Source organism: Lentibacillus amyloliquefaciens (assembly GCF_001307805.1).
Classification (GTDB): Bacteria; Bacillota; Bacilli; order Bacillales; family Amphibacillaceae; genus Lentibacillus; species Lentibacillus amyloliquefaciens.
In genome coordinates this window covers 3,230,283-3,250,488 of sequence record NZ_CP013862.1, presented here as the reverse complement: position 1 = coordinate 3,250,488, position 20,206 = coordinate 3,230,283, and the positions used below count along the sequence as shown (strand labels likewise).

Below are 20,206 nucleotides of genomic sequence, written 5' to 3'. Positions count from 1 at the left end.
TGTGGCTTTAATTGAGCGAAAAGACTTCGCATCCGGCACGAGCAGCCGCTCCGGCAAGCTCATTCACGGCGGGCTTAAATATCTTCAAAAACTAGATTTCCCTGTGGTGCGAGAAACGGGTCAAGAACGGGCAATTGTTTATAACAATGCACGTCACCTTGTCTACCCGATTAACATGAATTTTCCAATTGTCAAAAAAGAATCCTACAACTTAGCGACATTAAAAGCTGGCCTCACGGTTTATGACCGGCTCGCAGGCGTCGAAAAACCCGAACGCCACAAACTATACACAAAACGGCAAACATTAAAGCGGGAGCCATTATTTAACCCAAAAACAGTCAAAGGAAGCGGCATCTATGTTGAATACCGGACAGATGACAGCCGGCTGACGATGGAAGCAGCCAAAACTGCTGCTGAAAAAGGCGCTTCGATTCTGAATTATGCAGAAATGACCGATGTATTAAAAGATGAAAACAACCGGATCAAAGGTGTCGTTGCTCGCGATCGGATCGGCGAACAATCATTCACAATCCAGGCGACACACGTCGTCAACGCAGCTGGGCCATGGGTTGATAAAGTACGCGAAAAAGACCGGCCTGTCACCGGAAAATATATGGTGCTCGCCAAAGGGATTCATATTGTTTTCGATTATGACAAGCTGCCTGTCGCCTCATCCACTTACTTTCAGCATAAAGGGCGCATGATTGCTGTCATTCCAAGAGGTGACAAGACGTTCGTCGGTTCAACGGAATCACTCTATCATGACAATATGGATGATATTCATGTCAAACGTGCAGAAGCAGACTATTTGCTAGACTGTTTGCATGCCATTTTCCCATCGCTGGACTTGGGCGTCGATGATGTCACATCAAGCTGGGCAGGTGTCAGACCATTGATTGGCAAAGACGGGGATAAACCATCCGAGCTATCACGGCATGATGAGATTTTTGAATCCGACAGCGGTTTAATTACGATTGCCGGGGGCAAACTTACCGGCTATCGCAAAATGGCTGAGCGCGTCATGCAATACATTGAGAAGCGCGAGAAACAAAAACCAACGCCTTCAAATACTGACCGTGTGAAATTTTCGGGCGGCAATTTCACATCCAAAAAAGACATGACAGCACTGATTGATCAACTGCATGAACAATACAGTCACTTGCGACTGACCAAAGAAATCATTCAAGCGTATGTAACACGGTATGGAAGCAATACAGAAAAAATTTTAAAAATAATTAAAGATTTCGATGACCTGTACAACGATGATGAACAGCGCAATGTAGCTGCCGAGGCACGATACGCTGTTGAATATGAAATGGCTGCATCACTTGCTGATTTTTATGACCGGCGCACAAGCTATCTATTATTCGACCTTGATAAAGTAAGGCGGACAATGGAAACGGCAGCCGATGAAATGCAGTCAGCGCTCGAATGGGACTTTGAAACAAGGCAAAAGCAGGTGGGCAATATGGAATATCTCATTGAGAAAGCATTAACATTTCAGCAGGAATAATTGATCTTAAGGGGGAAAAAGTCTATGCAAGCAATCGCCCTGACCGGCAAACAGCAATTGGAACTACAAAAACGTGACGTTCCGGCTATTAATCAGGATGAAATCTTATTAAAAGTGCATGCCATCGGTGTGTGTGGCTCAGATTTGAGAGTTTACAACCATGGCGATGACCGGATTGATTACCCGCGTGTTATTGGGCATGAGATTGCCGGAGAAGTCGTGGAAACAGGTGAGCGGGTGACGCGTTTTAAGCCCGGTGACAGAGTAACACTCGGTGCGCATATCCCGTGCGGCGAATGTATTTATTGCCAGCAGAACGAAGGCCATCACTGTATCAAAGGCCATTCAATGGGTTATCAGGCAGACGGCGGTTTTGCAGAATACGTCGTGCTTCCAAAAAAATTCGTGCAGAACGGATCAATTCAAAAAATTGCTGATGCAACGTCATACGAGCTTGCCAGTTTATCTGAACCTTTTTCCTGTGTGCTCAGCGGGTTGGATGAAGTGGGCACCAAGCCTGGTGAAACAGTGGTCGTCTACGGAGCAGGCGCTATCGGCTGCATGTACATCGCTGCTTTAAAACGAATGGGAGCCGCCAAAGTCATCGCTGTCCAGCGTTCTAAAACCCGGCAGCAAAAAGCGAAAGAAGCCGGGGCTGACTTGGTGATTGACCCATCGGCTGAAAATACCACAGAAAAAGTAAAAGCGGCAACAGACAGACTCGGAGCTGATACCGTTATCGTCACCGCCCCGTCTGCGGATGCACAGCGCGAATCGCTGGAAGTCGCACGCACTACCGGTAAAGTGTTATTGTTCGCCGGGATTAAACCGGTGACTGAAAATCCAATTAACACCAACCATTTTATATATAAACAATTGAAAGTGGTCGGAACGCACGGTGCACCGCGGTATCTTCACATGGAAGCTGTGAAATGGATTGACGAAGGTCTGCTTGACTTTTCATCATTTATAACGCATACATTTACATTAGAGGATACGGAAAAAGCATTCCAAACGGCACTCAGCAAAGAAGGACTGAAATGTGTCGTGAAGCCAGGCGAGCGAGATCGAAAGCTTGTTTAAAAATAATAGGCGAAAACACTGGTTTTACCAGCGTTTTCGCTCTTTTGTATGTTGTCATTATTGGATCAAAGCCTGAGCCGTTTGATCATCAATAATGAGTATATCCAGGTAACCGCCCCGTAAAGCTGCTTCAATACTATCCAGCTTGTACGACCCTTCGACAACCCCGATGACTTGCGGGATGTTTTTGATTTCTTCTAAGTTGAGCCCAATAACTTGATTGTTCAAGGGATGATCTATTTCCTCCCCGGCTGCGTCAAAAAACCGTGAACTGATATCACCCACAGCACCTGCCTTGCTCAACGAATTAATATCATCATCGTCCAAATAGCCGATCGATTTCATGGTAGAACTTTTATAAGGTGTCCCAATACTGACTAACGCCATATCCACATTACGCGCTTTATCAAGAACGTGGGCGATATCCTTGGAATTGACGAGCCTTTCTTTTAAATCATCCGATTCAACCATAGCCGGCGCATAAAGGTAGGAACAGGACGTGTTCATCTTCTGGGCGAGATGAAACGCAAGCTGATTTGAATGAATATGAACATCCTTCGTCCCCATTCCGCCCACAATCGGAACTATTTGAATATCATCCCGTCGTTCATACGGATATTCTTCAACGAGGGATAAAAGTGTTGTCCCCCAGGAAATCCCGACACTTTTCACGTTTTGCAATTTTTTCCCCACATAAGCCGCAGCCGTTTTACCGAGCTGCCGCTTCACCATCACTGGATCATAACCGGCAGTTGAGACAACAATCACTTCATCGAGGTCATACATCTTCTCGAGTTTTTGCTCAAGATCAACGGTATGAACCGTTTCATCTTTTATGTAAATCTCCACCAGACCTTCTTTTTTGGCATTGTTCAAGAGTTTTGATATCACAGGCCTTGAGACATTATTCTTTGCAGCAATCTGCGCCTGTGTCCACCCCTCAAAATAATACAATTTAGCTACTTTCACCATTAGGCGGCGTTCTTCCCAACTTAACATGTGATCGCTCTTTTCTTTGATTTTTATTAGAATGTTACATTTGTTTTTTAATGTTACTTTTGTAATATATCATAAAGTGTATTCTTCCCTGCGTCAACAGTGCTTAATTGAACAACAAAAAAAGCGCCCACTCGGGACGCTGATGCAGCAATTATATTGTCCTGGGAGTCTTGGACAGAACTAAATCGATCAGTTCTAAAGATGAACGATAGACGACTTTAGCGGAGGAAATATACGGAGACTCCTGGGGAGCAGAGGCCTGGATGAGACCCCGGAGTGCGTCAGCACGAGGAGGCTCATCGGCCGCCCCCGGAAAGCGGAGTATATTTCCGGAGCGGTTATATACTCGTTCTTAAGTTCGGATTTTCCTGTAATAAAAATACTTTTGTCCAAGCCTCCTAACCCTCTTCCGGATGAAACAACACTTTCACATAATTCCCTTTGCGATTAATTAGGTTATCAAAGGTTTCAGGACCCTCTTCCAATTTCAATCGATGGGAAATCATCGGTTGGACATTGATCTGGCCTGTGCTCATATAGTGGACAGAGGATGTCCATTCTTTTCCGGGGAACGGCGAGGATATGGCATTCCAGGAGCCAAGCACTCGGAGTTCATTCCGGACAATCCGCTCAAAATAGAAACGCTCGATATTGATATCCGCATAAGGGATACCCATAAAGACAACTTCTCCGCCTTTTTTCGGCAAAGCAAACACTTGCGCGGACGTAATCGGTGATCCTGCCGATTCGACTGCCAAGTCAACACCCTTGCCGTCAGTGTGTTCCGCAATCTGCTCGTGTGGCGGTTTTTCCATGGAGTTGATCAGAACATCAGCACCGACTTCTCCGGCGACTTCCAGTTTCGTGTTATCAATATCAATCGCATACACTTTTTTGGCACCGAAGATTTTGGCCCATTGTACAGCAAGCAGACCAATGCTGCCACAGCCCATAATGGCTACCTCTGCTCCAGGCTGGATACTTGTTTTGTAAAATCCGTGGGCAACAACTGATGATGGTTCAACCATTGCAGCAGTGTCATAATCCACATTATCAGGAAGATGAATCACATTTTCAGCCGGAAGCTTGACATACTCCGCATAAGAACCCGGGCGCCATGCACCAATGACATGGAGATTTTCACAGCGGGCAAGCTCACCTTTCTGACAGCTTTCACATTTGCCGCAATAAAATGCCGGACAGCCTGTGACACAATCGCCTTTCTTAAAGCCAATTGCATTGTCGCCAACCGCTGTCACTTCGCCTGAAAATTCATGGCCGAACGTCATGCCTTCCACATACGGTCCCAGCTTTTTATAGCGTGAAATATCTGATCCGCAAATGCCGACCGATTTTACTTTAATGATGACATCATCCCCGCTTTCAATGACGGGGTCTCGTGATTCTTCAAAACGGATATCCTGTTCACCGTATAGATTAAGGGATCTCATTTCTATCACCCTTTCAAATTCTGGTTAGTTTGTTGATTCCTGTGCTTTCTTTTTATTGAACAATATTTTGTATAAGGCGAATCCTACGATAACTGTATTAAAATAGATTTGATAATCGAGGTAAAAATCACTTATTCCGCGTAAGGGTCCCAACATAAATTCCAGCATCGCATCAACCATATTAACCCTCTTTTCTTGTGGGACATGGGGTCAGACCCCATGTCCCGGTATTTAATAAGCTTCTTCTGATGTGCCGCCTGTGACGATGGCAATTGCACCGCTGGCACCAATCCGGTCGGCTCCTGCGCCGACGATAGCAAGAGCATCTTCATATGTGCGAACACCGCCGGCTGCTTTGACGCCGAAGTTTTCTCCCACAACAGAGCGGAGCAGTTTCACATCTTCAACCGTTGCACCACCGCCATTAAAGCCTGTAGCCGTTTTGACAAAGTCAGCGCCTGCTTCCACAATCAGCTTGGCCGCTGTTATTTTCTCGTCATGATTCAATAGTCCATTTTCAATAATCACTTTGGTCGTCAAGCCTTCAGATGCTTTAACAACTTCTGAAATATCATGTTTCACAACATCGTATTCCTGTGACTTCAAGGCACCGAGATTAATCAGCATATCGATTTCTTCGGCTCCGTTTTTAATAGCGTCTTTTGTTTCAGCAACCTTCGTCTGTGTAGTGGCCCCGCCCAGTGAGAAGCCAATCGGTGCACCGACTTTAATGCCGTGGAGTGATAACAATTTATGAGCAAGGGGTACATAATACGGATTGACGAAAACCGTTTTAAATCCATAATCGATTGCTTCCTGACAAAAATCTTTTATATCTGCCTTGCTTACAGTTGGCTTTAAAAGCGTATAGTCAATCATCTCAGTAAGCTCCTGATTTTCCATTGCTATCAGCTCACTTTCGGAAATTTTAATCGATAGGTGTCAATAAAACTTTGATGGCTTCACCGTCTTTAATAGCCTTGTATCCTTCATCCCATTGGGAAATATCAAATTCGTGGGTCACCATATCTTTTGCGTTAACTGATCCATTGTTGATCAATTCCAATGACGGGTCCCAATCTGCCGGCTTCTGACTTCGGCTTCCGGCTACACGGATTTCTTTTTGAATCACTTTTTCCATATCGAATTGAACAACCGCTTCAGGGAAAATACCAACCTGCGCGTACTGGCCTTTTTTACGCAATAGATCAAGTCCCTGTTTGGCAGCAGGCACAGCGCCGGAACATTCAAACACAAGATCTGCCCCGTAACCGTCAGTCAAGCTGTTAACAAGTTCTTTAACATCTTGTTCCTGAGTGTTAGCGACATAGTCAAGACCCAGTTCTTCCGCTTTTTCAAGCCGTACTTTGTCATTCGTAAGGCCGGTAACAATCACTTTTGCTCCGCGGCTTTTAGCAACCTGTGCCGTAAAGAGTCCGATCGGCCCCGGACCAATCACAACAGCAATGTCACCGTCATTAATTTCTGTTTTATCAACAGCATGGTGCGTGCATGCCAGCGGTTCTGTCATAGCAGCTTCTTTATAGCTGACATTTGCCGGCAGATGATGAAGACTGTCTTTCCGGGCAATCAAATACTTGGCAAAACCGCCATTCTGCTGGGTTCCCAATCCTTTGCGGTGGTTGCATAGATTGTAATCACCAGCTTTGCAGTATTCACATTCGCCGCAAATATAAAAGGTTGTTTCAGATGTGACACGATCACCTGGTTTATAATCTGTGACGCCTTCTCCGACTTCCACTACTTCGCCGGCAAATTCATGTCCTAATGTTACAGGTGCTGCAACTTTGTAATGACCTTCATAGGTGTGAATATCAGAGCCGCAGATACCGGCATATTTCACTTCTATTTTCACTTGGCCTTTTCCCGGCTTTGGCTCTTCGACGTCTTGCAGTTCCAAATTGCCGAAACCAAGTTCTGTTTTAACTAATGCTTTCATTGATGTTTCCTCCTTCATGTTCTATTACACAGGCAGTTTGACACCGTTAGAGGAATTGACTCAGTTAAATAGTTCAAAGAATCGCCAAATAATCCAGTTAATTAAGTTACCACCCTGGTCAATACTTGAAATCTTAGCAGACCCTTCAGGCATATCGAATTCAGCATTCTGAGCCATTTGTGTAAAGACGTTGGCGATATCAGTTGCCATGTAAAGCGATAATGCAATCATGATGGTACCGACGATGACTGAGTGAACAATATTACCTCTTGCTGCACCTACGATAAATGCAACCACAAACGGAATCGTAGCCAGATCTCCGAATGGAAGCAATGCGTTGCCCGGCAGAATAACCGCCAGCAATACCGTGATTGGAACGAGAATCAATGCGGTTGAAATAACGGAAGGGTGTCCCAATAATACAGCCGCGTCAAGTCCAATATAAATTTCTTTGTCTCCGAAGTGTTTGTTTAGCCACTCACGTGCAGACTCGGAAACAGGCATTAGCCCTTCCATCAGGATTTTAACCATTTTAGGCATTAACACCATAACAGCTGCCATTGACATCCCAATGTCGATAATATCCCCTACGCTATAGCCTGCTAACGCACCAATTGCTGCACCTAAAAACAATCCGATGAAAATTGATTCACCAAATATTCCAAACCGCTTTTGAATTGTATCCGGGTCTGCATTTAATTTGTTCAGGCCGGGAATCTTTTGAATCAATTGTACCAGCCAAATGCCTGGTGCATAGGAGATAGTACTGCCCGTTGCAATTGAAACGCCCGGCAGTTCATAGAAATCGCTGACCATCGGGGCTGTCCAGTCGGCCACTTTAAGTGCAACAATCTGGAAAATCACCGCTGCGATTAACCCTTGAACCATACTTCCTGAAATCGTGTAGACGACCGCTGCCATAAAGGTATAGTGCCAAAAGTTCCAAATATCCACGTTCATCGTCTTTGTTGTTTTGGTCAGCAGCATGGCAACGTTTACAACTAAGCCTAGCGGAATAATAAATGCCGCCACTGCAGACGCCCAAGCAATCGATGATGTGGCAGGCCAGCCAACGTCAATAACATTCAGTTCAACACCCAGCCGGTCAACCATCCCTTGCGCTGCCGGTCCTAAGTTATTGACCAGCAAGTCGACAACTAGGAAAATACCAACAAATGCTACCCCGATCGTTAAACCGGAACGGAAGGCTTTACCTGGTTTCTGACCAAATAACATTCCCAGTATGAATATAACAACAGGTAATATGACAGTTGCTCCAAGGTCCAAAAAGCCTTGTATAAAATCGACAAATGCTTGCATTCTTCCTCCCCCACTTCTATCTGGTCAAAATCTCGGTTTCTTATATTGCAAGAAACCGAGATGACCAGTTCTATTTTTGAAGTTCTTCCAAAATTTGCTTTTTCGTATCGTCCGTTCCAATGCCTGTTAGGAAGGATTGTGCGTTGATGACAGGGAACGCGAATTCTTTCTTCGTCTTTGCTGTTGTCACCAACAGGTCAGCACTGTCTTCATAGCTTCCCACTTCAGTAATTTTAATTTGTTTTAAATCTACATCAATTTTATGCTCTTTCGCCATCTCTTCAATAGCGCTGTTAACAACTGTGGATGTTGCGATGCCAGCACCGCATGCTACCAATACTTGTTTCTTTTTCATTTCACTTCACCTCCTTCAAAAGAATTAAGTTCCAGTTTATCTTCCAGTAAGTGTTTAAGCTCTGTTTTATCTGAAGTGTTTGCCAAGCTTTGCAATAAGGCCTGATCCTGGAATACCTGCATTAATTTTTGCAGCAGAGAGAGTTGCGAATCGGCTTCCTCCATTGCGAGCATAAACACAACTTTAACTGGTGTTGTTTCGCTGTCATCGCCCATGACAAAAAAGTCTACCGGATTCTTCAATATACCGACGCTGATTGTTTTTTGATTAACGTGTTCCACGTCGGTATGCGGGATGGCCACCGGAACGTCCCCTGTCGGCAGGCCGGTTGCAAATTCGCCTTCCCTTGAAATAATCGCTTCCTTGAAACTTTCTTTAACAAGATTTTTATCAATAAGGTTTTGACTCATTTCGGTTAAAACGTCTTCTTTTGAATCGCTTTCTACATCTAATAGAATGACAGATTCATCGAAATACAGTTCACTCATTTGCGACACCCTTTCTATGTGAGTAAAAATCAATCACTTAATCGGAGGAGTAGGATTGTATAATCGTATACATTTCGTCAACAGAGCCGGCAGATATCAATCGGTTCCGGTCATGTTCTGAGCCGGCAAGTTCCATCAGCTGCATGAGTGCGTGCAAGTGCTGCTCTTTATCAACTGCACTGATAACAATAATTAAATGAATGCTGTAATCTGATGAAAATGTGACACCTTCATCCAGTTTTAATAAACTAATTCCAACCTGATTGACACCATCCTCCGGGGATGCATGGGGAATGGCCATGTTCGGTCCGATGACGATATAAGGATCTTCCTCTGAATAGTGAAGCATTGCCTCCACGTAATCTGCCGTGATAACACCACTCTCAACCAACGGCGCCGCACCCATACGAACGGCTTCTTCCCATGACACAACGTTATTTTTTAATAGAATCGTCTCAGGTGTCAGCAAATCATCCAAATTAATGGATTTTTTCGATGGGCGCTGATAAACAGATGAATCATCATCACGGTTCACATATTGCTGCAGGTCTTCTGCCAATGCCCCTTCATTGTTTATCGTGGCATGATTTCGGATAATCTCCATTAGTTCGTCGACATTCAAGTCCTGCGGCAGGTAGCCGTGCAATTCAAGCATGACCTGTTTCCTGAGACGCTGTTTATCTTCACGTCCAAGGAAAGCTTTGGCAATGAATAATTTCTTGTTCGTTTCCAAGTGCGTCGGTGCGAAGACGATGTCATAGTCAAATGAATAATTTAAAAATTCCCTGACAGATAACGAATCGAGAAAAACAAACTCCGGAAACAATTCGTTTAATTCATTAAACATGAGCCTTGAAACGGATACACCCTGCGGACAGACGACAATGGCCTTTATTTTCTTCTCAATACTCTCGCCCTGCCGCTTCATCCAGCCGCCGATCAGCATCGTTATATATGTGACTTCGCTATCGGGAATACTGCTGCCAATCAAATCTGCCAGTGGGCCGATAGACCGTTTAACCAGATGGTGCAGTTCCTTGAACTCAGTACTTAATGAACCTTGAAGCGAAATGGTTTCCGACAGCTGATATTTAATGCGGTAATATGCCGGTTTTAAATGCTGGAGAAGTTTATCCAAAAGCTGGTTACGCTCCTGTAAATAAATACAAGCACTTTTTTCAAACAGCCGCAGCATATCATCAATGACGGGCATCAAGTTCGGGATGACATCCTCTTCTGTCGGGAACTCGGTGCGATAAACATTTGTCGTCAGTAAATGCAGTGTGATGAACAAGCGCTCTTCCATCGGTATTTGTTCGGCATCACGGAAAATTTCTTCTGTTGCTTGATATTCCTTCGTATTTGAGAGCTCTTCATATTCAATGGAAAATATATTAATGGCGTAACCCTTTTTAATCCTTCTGAGAATCAATATCAGGATATACGGCATGGTTGCAAGCTTCTCATCCGTAAATTGTAAATTCAGCTTGTTTTCAACGTTTTCGATGCGACCATTGTATTCAGCTATTTCCCGGGCATCAATCCTCGTTAATTCCTTCAACCGCCGTTCCCCATCATGCAAAGACAGTATCTGATACGTTATCTTGATGAGCAGTTTACGAATCTGGAATTCCTTGCCTTCGAGTAAATACCCGAATTTTCGCGAATACCGAATAGTCAAATCATAATCATTCAAGAAGGTCTGAGCGTCTTTCAGATCATTTAACACTGTATTTTTGCTTACATCCAGTTCGATTGTAAAATGATTCAGAGATAGTTCTTCTTTACTGCTCAGCAGCATCATAATGATCATTTGCATCCGCTGTTGTCCTGTCAGAACCGCCGTTTCCATTGGAGCACTTTCATCTTTCACATCAAGTTTAGTGAAAACGGATTGATCAATAACAAAATGACCTTGTCTTGTTCTTTCAATGCTCGGAAGGTTTTTGCTCATAAGCCAGTCATTAATTTTATTAATGCTGTACCCAAGCTGCCTGCGTGTCAAGCTGTACTTCTGCTCTAACGCCATACTTGTGATACCGGGGTTGCGGATGAGCTCATCAAGAATTTTATTATCCCTTTCACTAAGCGGCACCTTGCTTTCCTCCTTCGTTAAATTTATTGTATCAGCTTTTATATGCTTACTGTATACGTTTTCAGCACAAGTGATTGAACAGTTAGTGTACAATATTGTGATTTACATTTTTAAAACCAAATTGTACATATTTCATTCACAATTATTGTACATATTTACCTTGTTTTCGACAAATAATCAATGTAAAATTATGATGTATTCTTGATTTGTGAAAATTCAACATACCTAGGAGGCAATACAATATGCCAAACACAACCGAACAACTCTCAATCGATACCATCCGTACATTATCAATTGACGCTATTGAAAACGCTAATTCCGGCCACCCCGGTCTGCCAATGGGCGCCGCTCCGATGGCCTATACGTTATGGACAGATTTCATGTGTCACAATCCGAAGCATTCCCAATGGTTTAACCGGGATCGCTTTGTCCTGTCTGCCGGGCATGGCTCAATGCTCTTGTACAGCCTGCTTCATTTATCCGGCTATAACGTCACAATCGATGACTTGAAAGGGTTCCGCCAGTGGGGTTCCAAAACGCCGGGACATCCTGAAGTCCACCATACAGATGGTGTTGAGGCGACAACAGGTCCGCTTGGCCAGGGCATTGCCATGTCTGTCGGAATGGCGATGGCTGAGGCCCATTTGGCAGCTAAATTTAACAAGCCAAATTTGCCGGTAGTCGATCATTTTACGTACGCACTTGTCAGTGACGGTGATTTAATGGAAGGTATTTCTCACGAAGCCGCTTCACTCGCAGGACATCTTGGCCTCGGCAAACTGATTGCGCTGTATGATTCAAACGATATCTCACTGGACGGTGACCTGGATCGGTCGTTTTCAGATGAAACACAGAAACGTTTCGAAGCGTATGGCTGGCAGGTACTGTACGTTGAAGATGGCAATGATACAGCCGCCCTCCGCAGCGCCATTCAAGCAGCACAGCAAAACACTGAGCAGCCAACCTTGATCGAAGTTAAAACGGTCATCGGCTATGGTGCTCCGAACAAATCAGCATCCGCAGCTTCTCACGGCGCACCGCTTGGCTCAGATGAAGTAAAAGCAGCGAAAGAATTCTATCAGTGGACACACGACGAATTCCATGTGCCTGATGAAGTCTATAGTGACTTTCAGGAAAAAATCGGTGAGCGGGGTGCTGAAGCAGAAGCTGAATGGAATGAATTAATGGATTCATATAAAAATAGTTATCCTGAACAGACTGAAGAACTTGAGCTTGCGATAAAAGGTGAACTCCCTGACGGCTGGGAGGAAGACTTGCCTGTATTCGAACCGGGCGAGGATACTGTGGCAACTCGCGCCGCTTCAGGCAAAGTGCTCAATGCCATTGCCCAAACAGTGCCAAACGTCTTCGGCGGCAGCGCTGACCTTGCCGGTTCAAATAAAACGACCATTAATGATGAAGATGATTTTTCACGCCGGAATCATGCCGGACGCAATATTTGGTTCGGTGTACGCGAGCATGCCATGGGTGCTGCCTTGAACGGTATGGCCCTGCACGGCGGTCTGAACGTATTTGCCGGCACATTCTTTGTCTTCAGCGACTATGTCAGACCGGCCATCCGCCTGTCATCCATTATGCAGGCGCCTGTCACTTATGTCTTCACACACGATTCAATCGCAGTCGGTGAAGACGGTCCGACACACGAGCCGATCGAGCAGCTGGCCGCATTACGTGCAATGCCGGGACTTTCGCTGATCCGCCCTGCAGACGGCAACGAAACAAGTGCAGCCTGGAGACTGTCGCTGGAATCGGACAATCAGCCAACAGCACTTGTTCTGACACGCCAAAATCTGCCAACACTCGAAGGCACAAAAGAAAAGGCATACGAAGGTGTTAAGCGAGGTGCATACGTCCTCAGCCCGGCTGAAAAAGACACACCGGATACTGTCCTCTTGGCAACAGGTTCTGAAGTGCAGCTGGCCGTGAATGCCCAGAAAGAATTGCAGGCAAAAGGCATTGACGCAAGTGTTGTCAGCATGCCGTCATGGGATCGTTTTGCCGCCCAAGATGAGGCCTACCGGAACTCAGTGATCCCGCCACACGTGAAAAATCGCGTTGCTATCGAAATGGCCGCATCATTCGGCTGGGAACGCTATGTCGGCGAAAAAGGCAAAGTTATCGGCATCGACCGCTTCGGCGCATCAGCCAAAGGCGACAAAGTTATTGAGGAATATGGCTTCACGGTAGAAAATGTCGTGAAAATTGTTGAGGATTTTGTTGAATAAGTGTTGATTGAAGAAGGCTGAATGACAAACTCACGCAGTATGGTGACGTTATCATTCAGCCTTTTATTTTTTTAAAAACGCTTAAAGGAAAAGTTATGATCTCAAGACAGTTTTAATATCATTCATCTTTCTCTCATCAATTGAGTACGAAAAACTTCCCTTTTCACGCACACCAGACCCAAAATGCACTTCTTTTGGCTCAGTTTCCTTATAAAATTTTGCAAAGTTGTCTGCTTTCAATCCATGACCAGCCATGATTTCGAGATGTGTATTCCCTGCAAGCTGCATTAACTGCTTCATATTTTGCACAGCTTGAGGTGCAGGCTGCTGACCTGCTGATGTTAGAATGCGTTTCACCTGGGGATAGCCGGCCAGACATGCCAAAGCTTCCTCCTGATTGCGAGCAAAATCAAATTCCCGATGGAACGTGACATCCAATCCTTGCGCTTCATCCAATAGCTGTTTCAGCACTGCTTCATCAATCATATCATCAGCTGTCAGAGCACCGATAACAATGCCGTTTGCTCCAAGTTCTCTGACCATTTGAATATCCTTTTTCATAACGGTTAAGTCGTCCTCGTTATACATAAAAGATTCGCTATGCGGACGGATCATAACGTTAATCGGGATAGCGGCCGCTTTGACCGCTTCAGCAATCAACCCATAGTTTGGGGTTATGCCACCTTCTGCTATCCCCGTACATAATTCCAGACGATCCGCCCCATACGCTTCTGCCTGTTTCACATCCGTTAAGCTGGTTGCAATTATTTCTAAGGTCATGATAATTGGCTCCTTTTTATCATTCTGCAATCGACTCTACCTTTTCGAAAACCAAATCAGCCAACTGCTTGTGACCCGCCTGATCCAAATGCATAAAATCGATTTGGTTCATTGATACAGCATTGCCTGCATCTAAAAAGTCTATCCCGGTGCCTTTCAATAATCCCTTTAGATGCCTCGGAAATTCTCTTGATTTCATATCACAGTTTTCACCCATTGGATGTTTTATATCAGTGTCGGCATACTGTGCACCGATGGGAGGCGGGGTCACCACTAATACTTTCGGCGCTCCTCCCAGTCTTCCCGCATTGGCACTCTTAGCCTTATGGGCAAGTCTTGCTATGCCTTGTGCGATGTTATATGCCGTTAAACCAAACCTTTCCTTGGTGTCATTTGTACCAAGCATAATAACAACAAGTTCCAATTGCGAATGACTCATTAAACAAGGATGAATGTAAGAAAAAGCATTTAACCCCTCGACTAACGGATCATCATTTACGCTCGTCCGCCCTGAAAGGCCTTCTTCAATCACCTGATAGTCATCGCCCAGCCGCTGCTGCAAAAGACACGGCCATCTAATATCTTCAGAAAACCGCCCTATCGTTTCCGCATCATAGCCCCATGTGTTTGAGTCACCAAAACATACAACCCGTTTCTTCATATTGAAAATACCTTCCTTCTGCTGATTAACCGTGTGCTTTCCACCCTGCAGTGTCGGTCAATACAACTTACGCGCCGTGTTCTTGCTTATTCCCATTCTGACTTCCTCGGCGTTTTCGTAATTTTTAATCGTGAGACCTGTGCAAATAAGATCAATTAAAAATAACTGTGACACTTTAGCCACAAGTGAACCGCTGTCCAATGGGCTTTCTTTGGCAGACGAAAGCAGAACATGATCGGCATATTGGGTGAGTGGCGATTTAATATAATTGGTTAACGCAATCACCGTTGCATTTTGCTGCTTGGCAATTTCGACCGAATCCACGATGTCTTTTGTACTTCCGGTCAGACTAACAGCAATGACGACCGTATTTTCATTCATCGAGGAAGCGCGCATGAATTGAAAATGGGGATCGGTCACAGCGCTCACGTGTTTACCGATTCGCATGAGCCTGTTTTGCATATCCAGTGCCGCAATGCCTGAAGAGCCCACACCAAAGAGCACAACGTCATCTGCGGCATCAATCGCATCCACACATAGTTTCAGAGAGTCATGGTCGATCACTTCATAGGAATTCTCAACCGCCTGTACCATATTATGTTTGATTTTATTGACATAGGTCTCGTCGTTGTTATCATTCTCCGGGACTGTCACTTCCTGAGCGAATAGAAATTTAAAATCCTGAAAACCTTTGAAACCCAATTTACGGAAAAAACGAAGAACAGTCGCTTCAGCAACACCGCTTGCTTCCGATAATTCAGTTAATGAATGATACAGGACCTGCTGGCTGTTGGACTGAATATAGTGATATATCTTTTTCTCAGATTTCGTAAAGCTGTGTTTGTGCTGCTCCATTGTTATCGATGGCTTGACACCATTGAACTGATTTTTATCCATATTCACCATCCTTTATCATCAAAAATTGTTTAGCTGCCCCCAGCAAATTTGCCTGATTGCCATGCTGCGCTATCCTGACATCCAAACTGGCTGCGTGATTCGGCATGATCTTTTTCGACAATGACTCCTTGATCGGATCCAACAGAAAATCACCCTGTGCCGATATCCCGCCGCCAATGACAATCAATTCCGGATTTAAAATATGTACGATCGACTTCAGACCTGTCGTCAGATCATCAATCCACCGGTTATATAACGTTACGCATTCATCATCGCCGGTGCGTAACCGATCAAAGAAATCTTTCAATTCCATTTTATACCCTAATCTATCAAATATCATCTCCTGAAGCGCAGAACTTGAAGCATACCTTTCCAAACAACCGCTATCGCCGCACGTACACGCCTTTCCGCCTGGATACAGATTGATATGGCCTATTTCACCAGCCGAAAAACGCGACCCGGAATATAATTTTCCATCTTTAAAAATCGCGCCACCAATACCGGTGCCAATGGTGACACAGAGAAAATCATCCGCACCCATTGCTGCACCTTTCCAATATTCCCCAGCGCCGTGCAGTTCACATCGTTTTCCGCTGCGACCGGTAATCCCGTGGCATCCTGTATGCTTTGTTTAATCCGGACACCCGTGTAGCCGGGGATATTGTCGGTAGCATGAACGACAACACCTGCTTTGTTGTCAATCTGTCCCGCTGAACTGATGGCGATACCATCAAGATTCCAGTCATGCTGCAGTGTCTTACTTTTGGCAATGACATTTTTTATAATGGCTTCTCCGCCGATGTGCGCCTCTGATGGAAAAGAACCATCCATTAAAATGTTGCCTTCTTCATCGACAATGCCATACTTTATTGACGTTCCACCGATATCAAAAACAGCAATTAACATATCGTTTCTCCTTTTCAATAAAAAGAGAAAAACCATAGCCAGGCTTTTCTCTCTTAAATATAGTCATCTTTCTGTTTATAAAAATTCATATGATGTGGTTTCATTCTCGTTCGCAATAAATAAACGCTTGTCATATGATGAATTCTCTGCAGGATAATCTTCTCTATAATGAGCACCCCGGCTTTCTTTTCTTGCAAGCATTGCTTGAAGTAGAATGCGGGCCATCTTTATAAAGTTTCTTCCTTTCATGGCAAGCTTTCTTGACTGTTTGTGTTCCAGGAGATCTGCAAACATAAACCCTGATTCAAGTTCACTGATTTGCTCCAAGGCATCAACTAAACGGACTTCTGAGCGAACGACATTTCCATAATACCACATAATCTCTTTTATCTGATCAATCATCTGATTAGCGGTTAAATCATCTGGAGAACCTGAATTTATAGATTCAGATAACTGTTCCAAGTGTGCCTCGCCATCTGCTTCACTTAGTTCATATCTTTCAGCTGTCTGTAAATACGCATCGCAATCAATAGCCGATCGCTTCCCAAACACCATACAAGCGCCAGTGGAATTACCGCCCAGTCGATTGGCCCCTTCGATATTGGCTGACAATTCGCCGATGGCATACAAGCCAGCAATGCCTGTTCCGCCGTTTTCATCGATCGATACACCGCCATTACTGGCATGGGCGAAGGGTGCAATCTTCACTTCCTGTTCTGTTAAGTGAACGTTTTTCTCCTTTAGCCAATCGAGATAAACTTTATAAAACTCTTCTTCATTTTCGTACAGTTCATCATCATACAGCAATGTAAATCCATTTTCGTTCTTTGTTCTAATAATATTCTCCATCATAGCGATGTCAAAGTACTTGGATTCCAGTGAATGCGTAAAAGGGCCGTGTGTGCTTCTGATCGCCAGGGATTCATTTTTGGAAAGGTTCTCCGGAAGATAAGAATCAAGCAAACTTTCTCCCTCATCGTCAACAATATCCCGGCAGTACATCAGGGTATGTTCACCGAATAGTGTTTTATATCTTGGTGTCGTAATGCCCGGAATAAATTGGATAAACTCCATGTTTACTAAACTCGCACCTGCTTCAACAGCTAACATATGACCGGAGCCATCGACATCAGCCGGATTCAGGTTATGTTTATAGATACTGCCAAACCCACCTGAAGCGAGTATCACAGCCTGACACTCCACCATGACAAATTCATTTTGGTTATCCAACAGAATAGCGCCTGCGATTTGACCTTCTTTCTTTATTAATGACACAACTACTGTTTTTTGCATCACATTTAAATTGTCGTATTGATTAAATATCTCTTTAACATTTTTTCGAATCTGATCCCAGTCACTTAGCAAATAAATATCCCGGGAATGATTGGCAAAGCAAGCTTTTCTTTCACCTTCCAGTTTCTTTGCATCAACGCCAATGTTGGGATATTCTGCCACACGTTCCGGAATATCGTTAACATAGGTTTCAGCAAGCTTCTGATTGTGCATTCCGCGGCTCAAATCTTCTATATCCTGCAAGAAAATTTCTTTATCATCTTCATCCTTTGTTACCTGTGTACCCAATGATGCTTTTAAGGGATAGAAGCTGGAACCTGAAGCCAGCTTCGTTTTTGTCACCATTAAAACGTCATGATCCATATCTGCCAATTCTTTTGTTGCTTTTATTCCTGAAAGTCCACTCCCCACTACCAGAACTTCCGTTGTGATTTTTCTTGTGATTTCCAATACAATCCCACCTAATATAACTTACTGAGCAAAAGAATCATCATTATAACCATTTATTTCTGTTTTTCGATCATAATAAGTCAGTTCCAAACTCTCATCCTCTGCTTTACTTTTACCACTGAAAATCAAACTAAACACATACCCGAAGACAAGAGAATTCACCAAATTAATGATTGAATATGCCCACAGTGAAATGTCTGTAAAATAAGACACATAGATTGCTATAATCGACGTTACTATAAATCCGAGCATAGCACCTTTTGAATTTGCTTTTCGAGTCATAACACCCAATGTAAATGTACCACCGACAATACCAAGCACGAGTCCCATTAAACCATTGAACCATTCGTAAGCTGAACTGATATCAGAATTGGCAAGGACAATGGCGAAAATAATTGCAAAAATACCGACGGCCGTTGATACAAATTTGGCTATTTTTGTACTACTTTCATCACTTAAATCAGGCTTTATGATTTTTTGAATATCGAGTGTCCAGCTTGTTGCCACACTATTTAGACCAGTTGAAAGCGTTGATTGTCCTGCTGCAAACAAGCCGGCAATCAATAAACCGGATATCCCGGCAGGAAGCTCGCTTACAATAAAGTTTGCAAAAATCAAGTCAGAATTGCCGCTAGGAATATCGCCTCCCATTTGCTGCGTATAAAAAACAAACAGAGCTGTTCCGACGAAGAAGAATAAAGTTGCCGTACCAAGTGACAGCACGCCGTTACCAATCGTCATTTTATTCATCTGTTTCAAGTCAGTGGTCGTTAAATAACGCTGAACCATATCCTGGCTGGATATATATGAAAAAGCAGTCGACAAACCGGCGCCTAAAAAGATAACGAACAAACTGTCGTTCACGAGATTTGGATCAAAAAATACTTCTTCACTGAAAAATTTATCATTTTCAAGGCCTGTGTTGAGGATTGCAGGCACACCGCCTTCGATTGAAAAGATAAGAACGATGAGCGCGAATATACCGCCGCCTATTAGTACGACACCTTGAATAAAATCCGTCCAAACTACGGATTTTATACCGCCGACAGTTGAATAAATGGTGGCGATTATACCCATAAACAGTATAATAAACACGGCATTGATTCCTGTAACAGCAGACAAGGCTATTGCAGGCAAATACATAATAATCGACATTCTGCCTATTTGATAAATAATAAACAGAACACTTGCCAAGAGCCGCATGTTTTTGTCGAATCTTCTTTCTAAATACTCATAAGCTGTGTCTAAATTCAAATTGCGATACACCGGCAAGAAAAAGATCATGGCTATAGGAACCGATATTATTAGTCCTAACTGAGCAACCCATAATTGCCATGAATCAGAATAAGCATTTCCGGCAAGGGACAAGAAAGAAATCGGACTCAATAGCGTTGCAAATAGACTTACTGATGTAACCCACCATGGAATCTTTCCATCACCTTTAAAAAACTCTTTCCCTTTCATACCCTTTTTGGCCACGGCCATGCCAATATATAATATGAATAATAAATAGCCAATTAAGATAATATAATCAATAATCTCGAAATTACCTGCCATACAATTCACCCTCTCATTAAGTAATACTTATCAACTTCAAAATCAATCTCTTATGTGCTCTGTCTTTCATGCTTAAACCGTTTTCACGATTAGTTGAATAGATTGTTGTGAAAATTTATAGTCAATATTTTCACAACAATGATTAATAACTA

The 20,206-nt window shown here is 43.8% G+C and carries 16 protein-coding genes and 1 pseudogene; 3 read left to right on the top strand and 14 right to left on the bottom strand.

All coding sequences use genetic code 11. The features are described 5' to 3' along the window. The first annotated feature begins 1 nt into the window (after position 1). Together AOX59_RS16245 and AOX59_RS16240 are read left to right on the top strand one after the other, a co-directional pair. Positions 2-1,513: a glycerol-3-phosphate dehydrogenase/oxidase gene (locus tag AOX59_RS16245; RefSeq protein WP_068447031.1), complete on the top strand. Its 1,512-nt coding sequence runs from the start codon at positions 2-4 to the stop codon at positions 1,511-1,513. A 24-nt stretch (positions 1,514-1,537) separates the two neighbouring features. After that, positions 1,538-2,596, top strand: a complete 1,059-nt coding sequence (locus tag AOX59_RS16240) for a zinc-dependent alcohol dehydrogenase (protein WP_068447030.1) — start codon at positions 1,538-1,540, stop codon at positions 2,594-2,596. A gap of 57 nt (positions 2,597-2,653) precedes the next feature. On the opposite strand, the gene AOX59_RS16235 is transcribed toward AOX59_RS16240, so the two are convergent. From AOX59_RS16235 to AOX59_RS16200, 8 genes are all read right to left on the bottom strand, one after another. Beyond that, positions 2,654-3,595, bottom strand: coding sequence for a sugar-binding transcriptional regulator (locus AOX59_RS16235; RefSeq protein ID WP_068447028.1), 942 nt, complete (start codon positions 3,593-3,595; stop codon positions 2,654-2,656). 398 nt (positions 3,596-3,993) lie between these two features. Further along, positions 3,994-5,046, bottom strand: a complete 1,053-nt coding sequence (locus AOX59_RS16230; protein WP_068447025.1) for a galactitol-1-phosphate 5-dehydrogenase — start codon at positions 5,044-5,046, stop codon at positions 3,994-3,996. A 231-nt stretch (positions 5,047-5,277) separates the two neighbouring features. Further along, complete coding sequence (deoC, locus tag AOX59_RS16225; protein WP_068447024.1) at positions 5,278-5,949, bottom strand: deoxyribose-phosphate aldolase; 672 nt, start codon at positions 5,947-5,949, stop codon at positions 5,278-5,280. Positions 5,950-5,974: 25 nt separating this feature from the next. Continuing rightward, a complete protein-coding gene (locus tag AOX59_RS16220; protein WP_068447023.1) occupies positions 5,975-7,006 on the bottom strand; it encodes a zinc-binding dehydrogenase in 1,032 nt (343 codons plus the stop codon). 60 nt (positions 7,007-7,066) lie between these two features. After that, positions 7,067-8,326, bottom strand: coding sequence for a galactitol-specific PTS transporter subunit IIC (locus AOX59_RS16215; RefSeq protein WP_068447022.1), 1,260 nt, complete (start codon positions 8,324-8,326; stop codon positions 7,067-7,069). 70 nt (positions 8,327-8,396) lie between these two features. Continuing rightward, positions 8,397-8,681, bottom strand: coding sequence for a PTS sugar transporter subunit IIB (locus tag AOX59_RS16210; RefSeq protein WP_068447020.1), 285 nt, complete (start codon positions 8,679-8,681; stop codon positions 8,397-8,399). Continuing rightward, positions 8,678-9,169 (bottom strand): PTS sugar transporter subunit IIA, encoded by a 492-nt coding sequence (locus AOX59_RS16205; RefSeq protein ID WP_068447018.1) that lies wholly within the window; start codon positions 9,167-9,169, stop codon positions 8,678-8,680. Before AOX59_RS16205 ends, AOX59_RS16210 begins: the two co-directional genes overlap by 4 nt. 37 nt (positions 9,170-9,206) lie before the next feature. Beyond that, a complete protein-coding gene (locus AOX59_RS16200) occupies positions 9,207-11,264 on the bottom strand; it encodes a BglG family transcription antiterminator (RefSeq protein ID WP_068447016.1) in 2,058 nt (685 codons plus the stop codon). Between the two features lie 242 nt (positions 11,265-11,506). Between AOX59_RS16200 and tkt the strand changes: the two genes are divergently transcribed. Next, complete coding sequence (gene tkt, locus AOX59_RS16195) at positions 11,507-13,510, top strand: transketolase (protein ID WP_068447013.1); 2,004 nt, start codon at positions 11,507-11,509, stop codon at positions 13,508-13,510. A 93-nt stretch (positions 13,511-13,603) separates the two neighbouring features. On the opposite strand, the gene AOX59_RS16190 is transcribed toward tkt, so the two are convergent. The 6 genes and pseudogenes from AOX59_RS16190 to AOX59_RS16165 all read right to left on the bottom strand — a co-directional run bounded on the left by AOX59_RS16190 (position 13,604) and on the right by AOX59_RS16165 (position 20,054). Continuing rightward, entirely contained in the window at positions 13,604-14,290 is a 687-nt protein-coding gene (locus tag AOX59_RS16190) for a copper homeostasis protein CutC (protein ID WP_068448410.1), read from the bottom strand. A gap of 19 nt (positions 14,291-14,309) precedes the next feature. Continuing rightward, positions 14,310-14,951, bottom strand: a complete 642-nt coding sequence (locus AOX59_RS16185; RefSeq protein WP_068447011.1) for an SGNH/GDSL hydrolase family protein — start codon at positions 14,949-14,951, stop codon at positions 14,310-14,312. A 57-nt stretch (positions 14,952-15,008) separates the two neighbouring features. Then, positions 15,009-15,848 (bottom strand): MurR/RpiR family transcriptional regulator, encoded by an 840-nt coding sequence (locus AOX59_RS16180; RefSeq protein ID WP_068447010.1) that lies wholly within the window; start codon positions 15,846-15,848, stop codon positions 15,009-15,011. Beyond that, positions 15,841-16,679 (bottom strand): annotated as a pseudogene (locus tag AOX59_RS16175) (ROK family protein). Before AOX59_RS16175 ends, AOX59_RS16180 begins: the two are co-directional and overlap by 8 nt. A gap of 150 nt (positions 16,680-16,829) precedes the next feature. Continuing rightward, a complete protein-coding gene (locus tag AOX59_RS16170) occupies positions 16,830-18,497 on the bottom strand; it encodes an FAD-binding protein (protein ID WP_068447008.1) in 1,668 nt (555 codons plus the stop codon). Positions 18,498-18,518: 21 nt separating this feature from the next. Further along, positions 18,519-20,054 (bottom strand): sodium:solute symporter family protein, encoded by a 1,536-nt coding sequence (locus AOX59_RS16165; RefSeq protein WP_068447006.1) that lies wholly within the window; start codon positions 20,052-20,054, stop codon positions 18,519-18,521. Between the last annotated feature and the right edge of the window lie 152 nt (positions 20,055-20,206).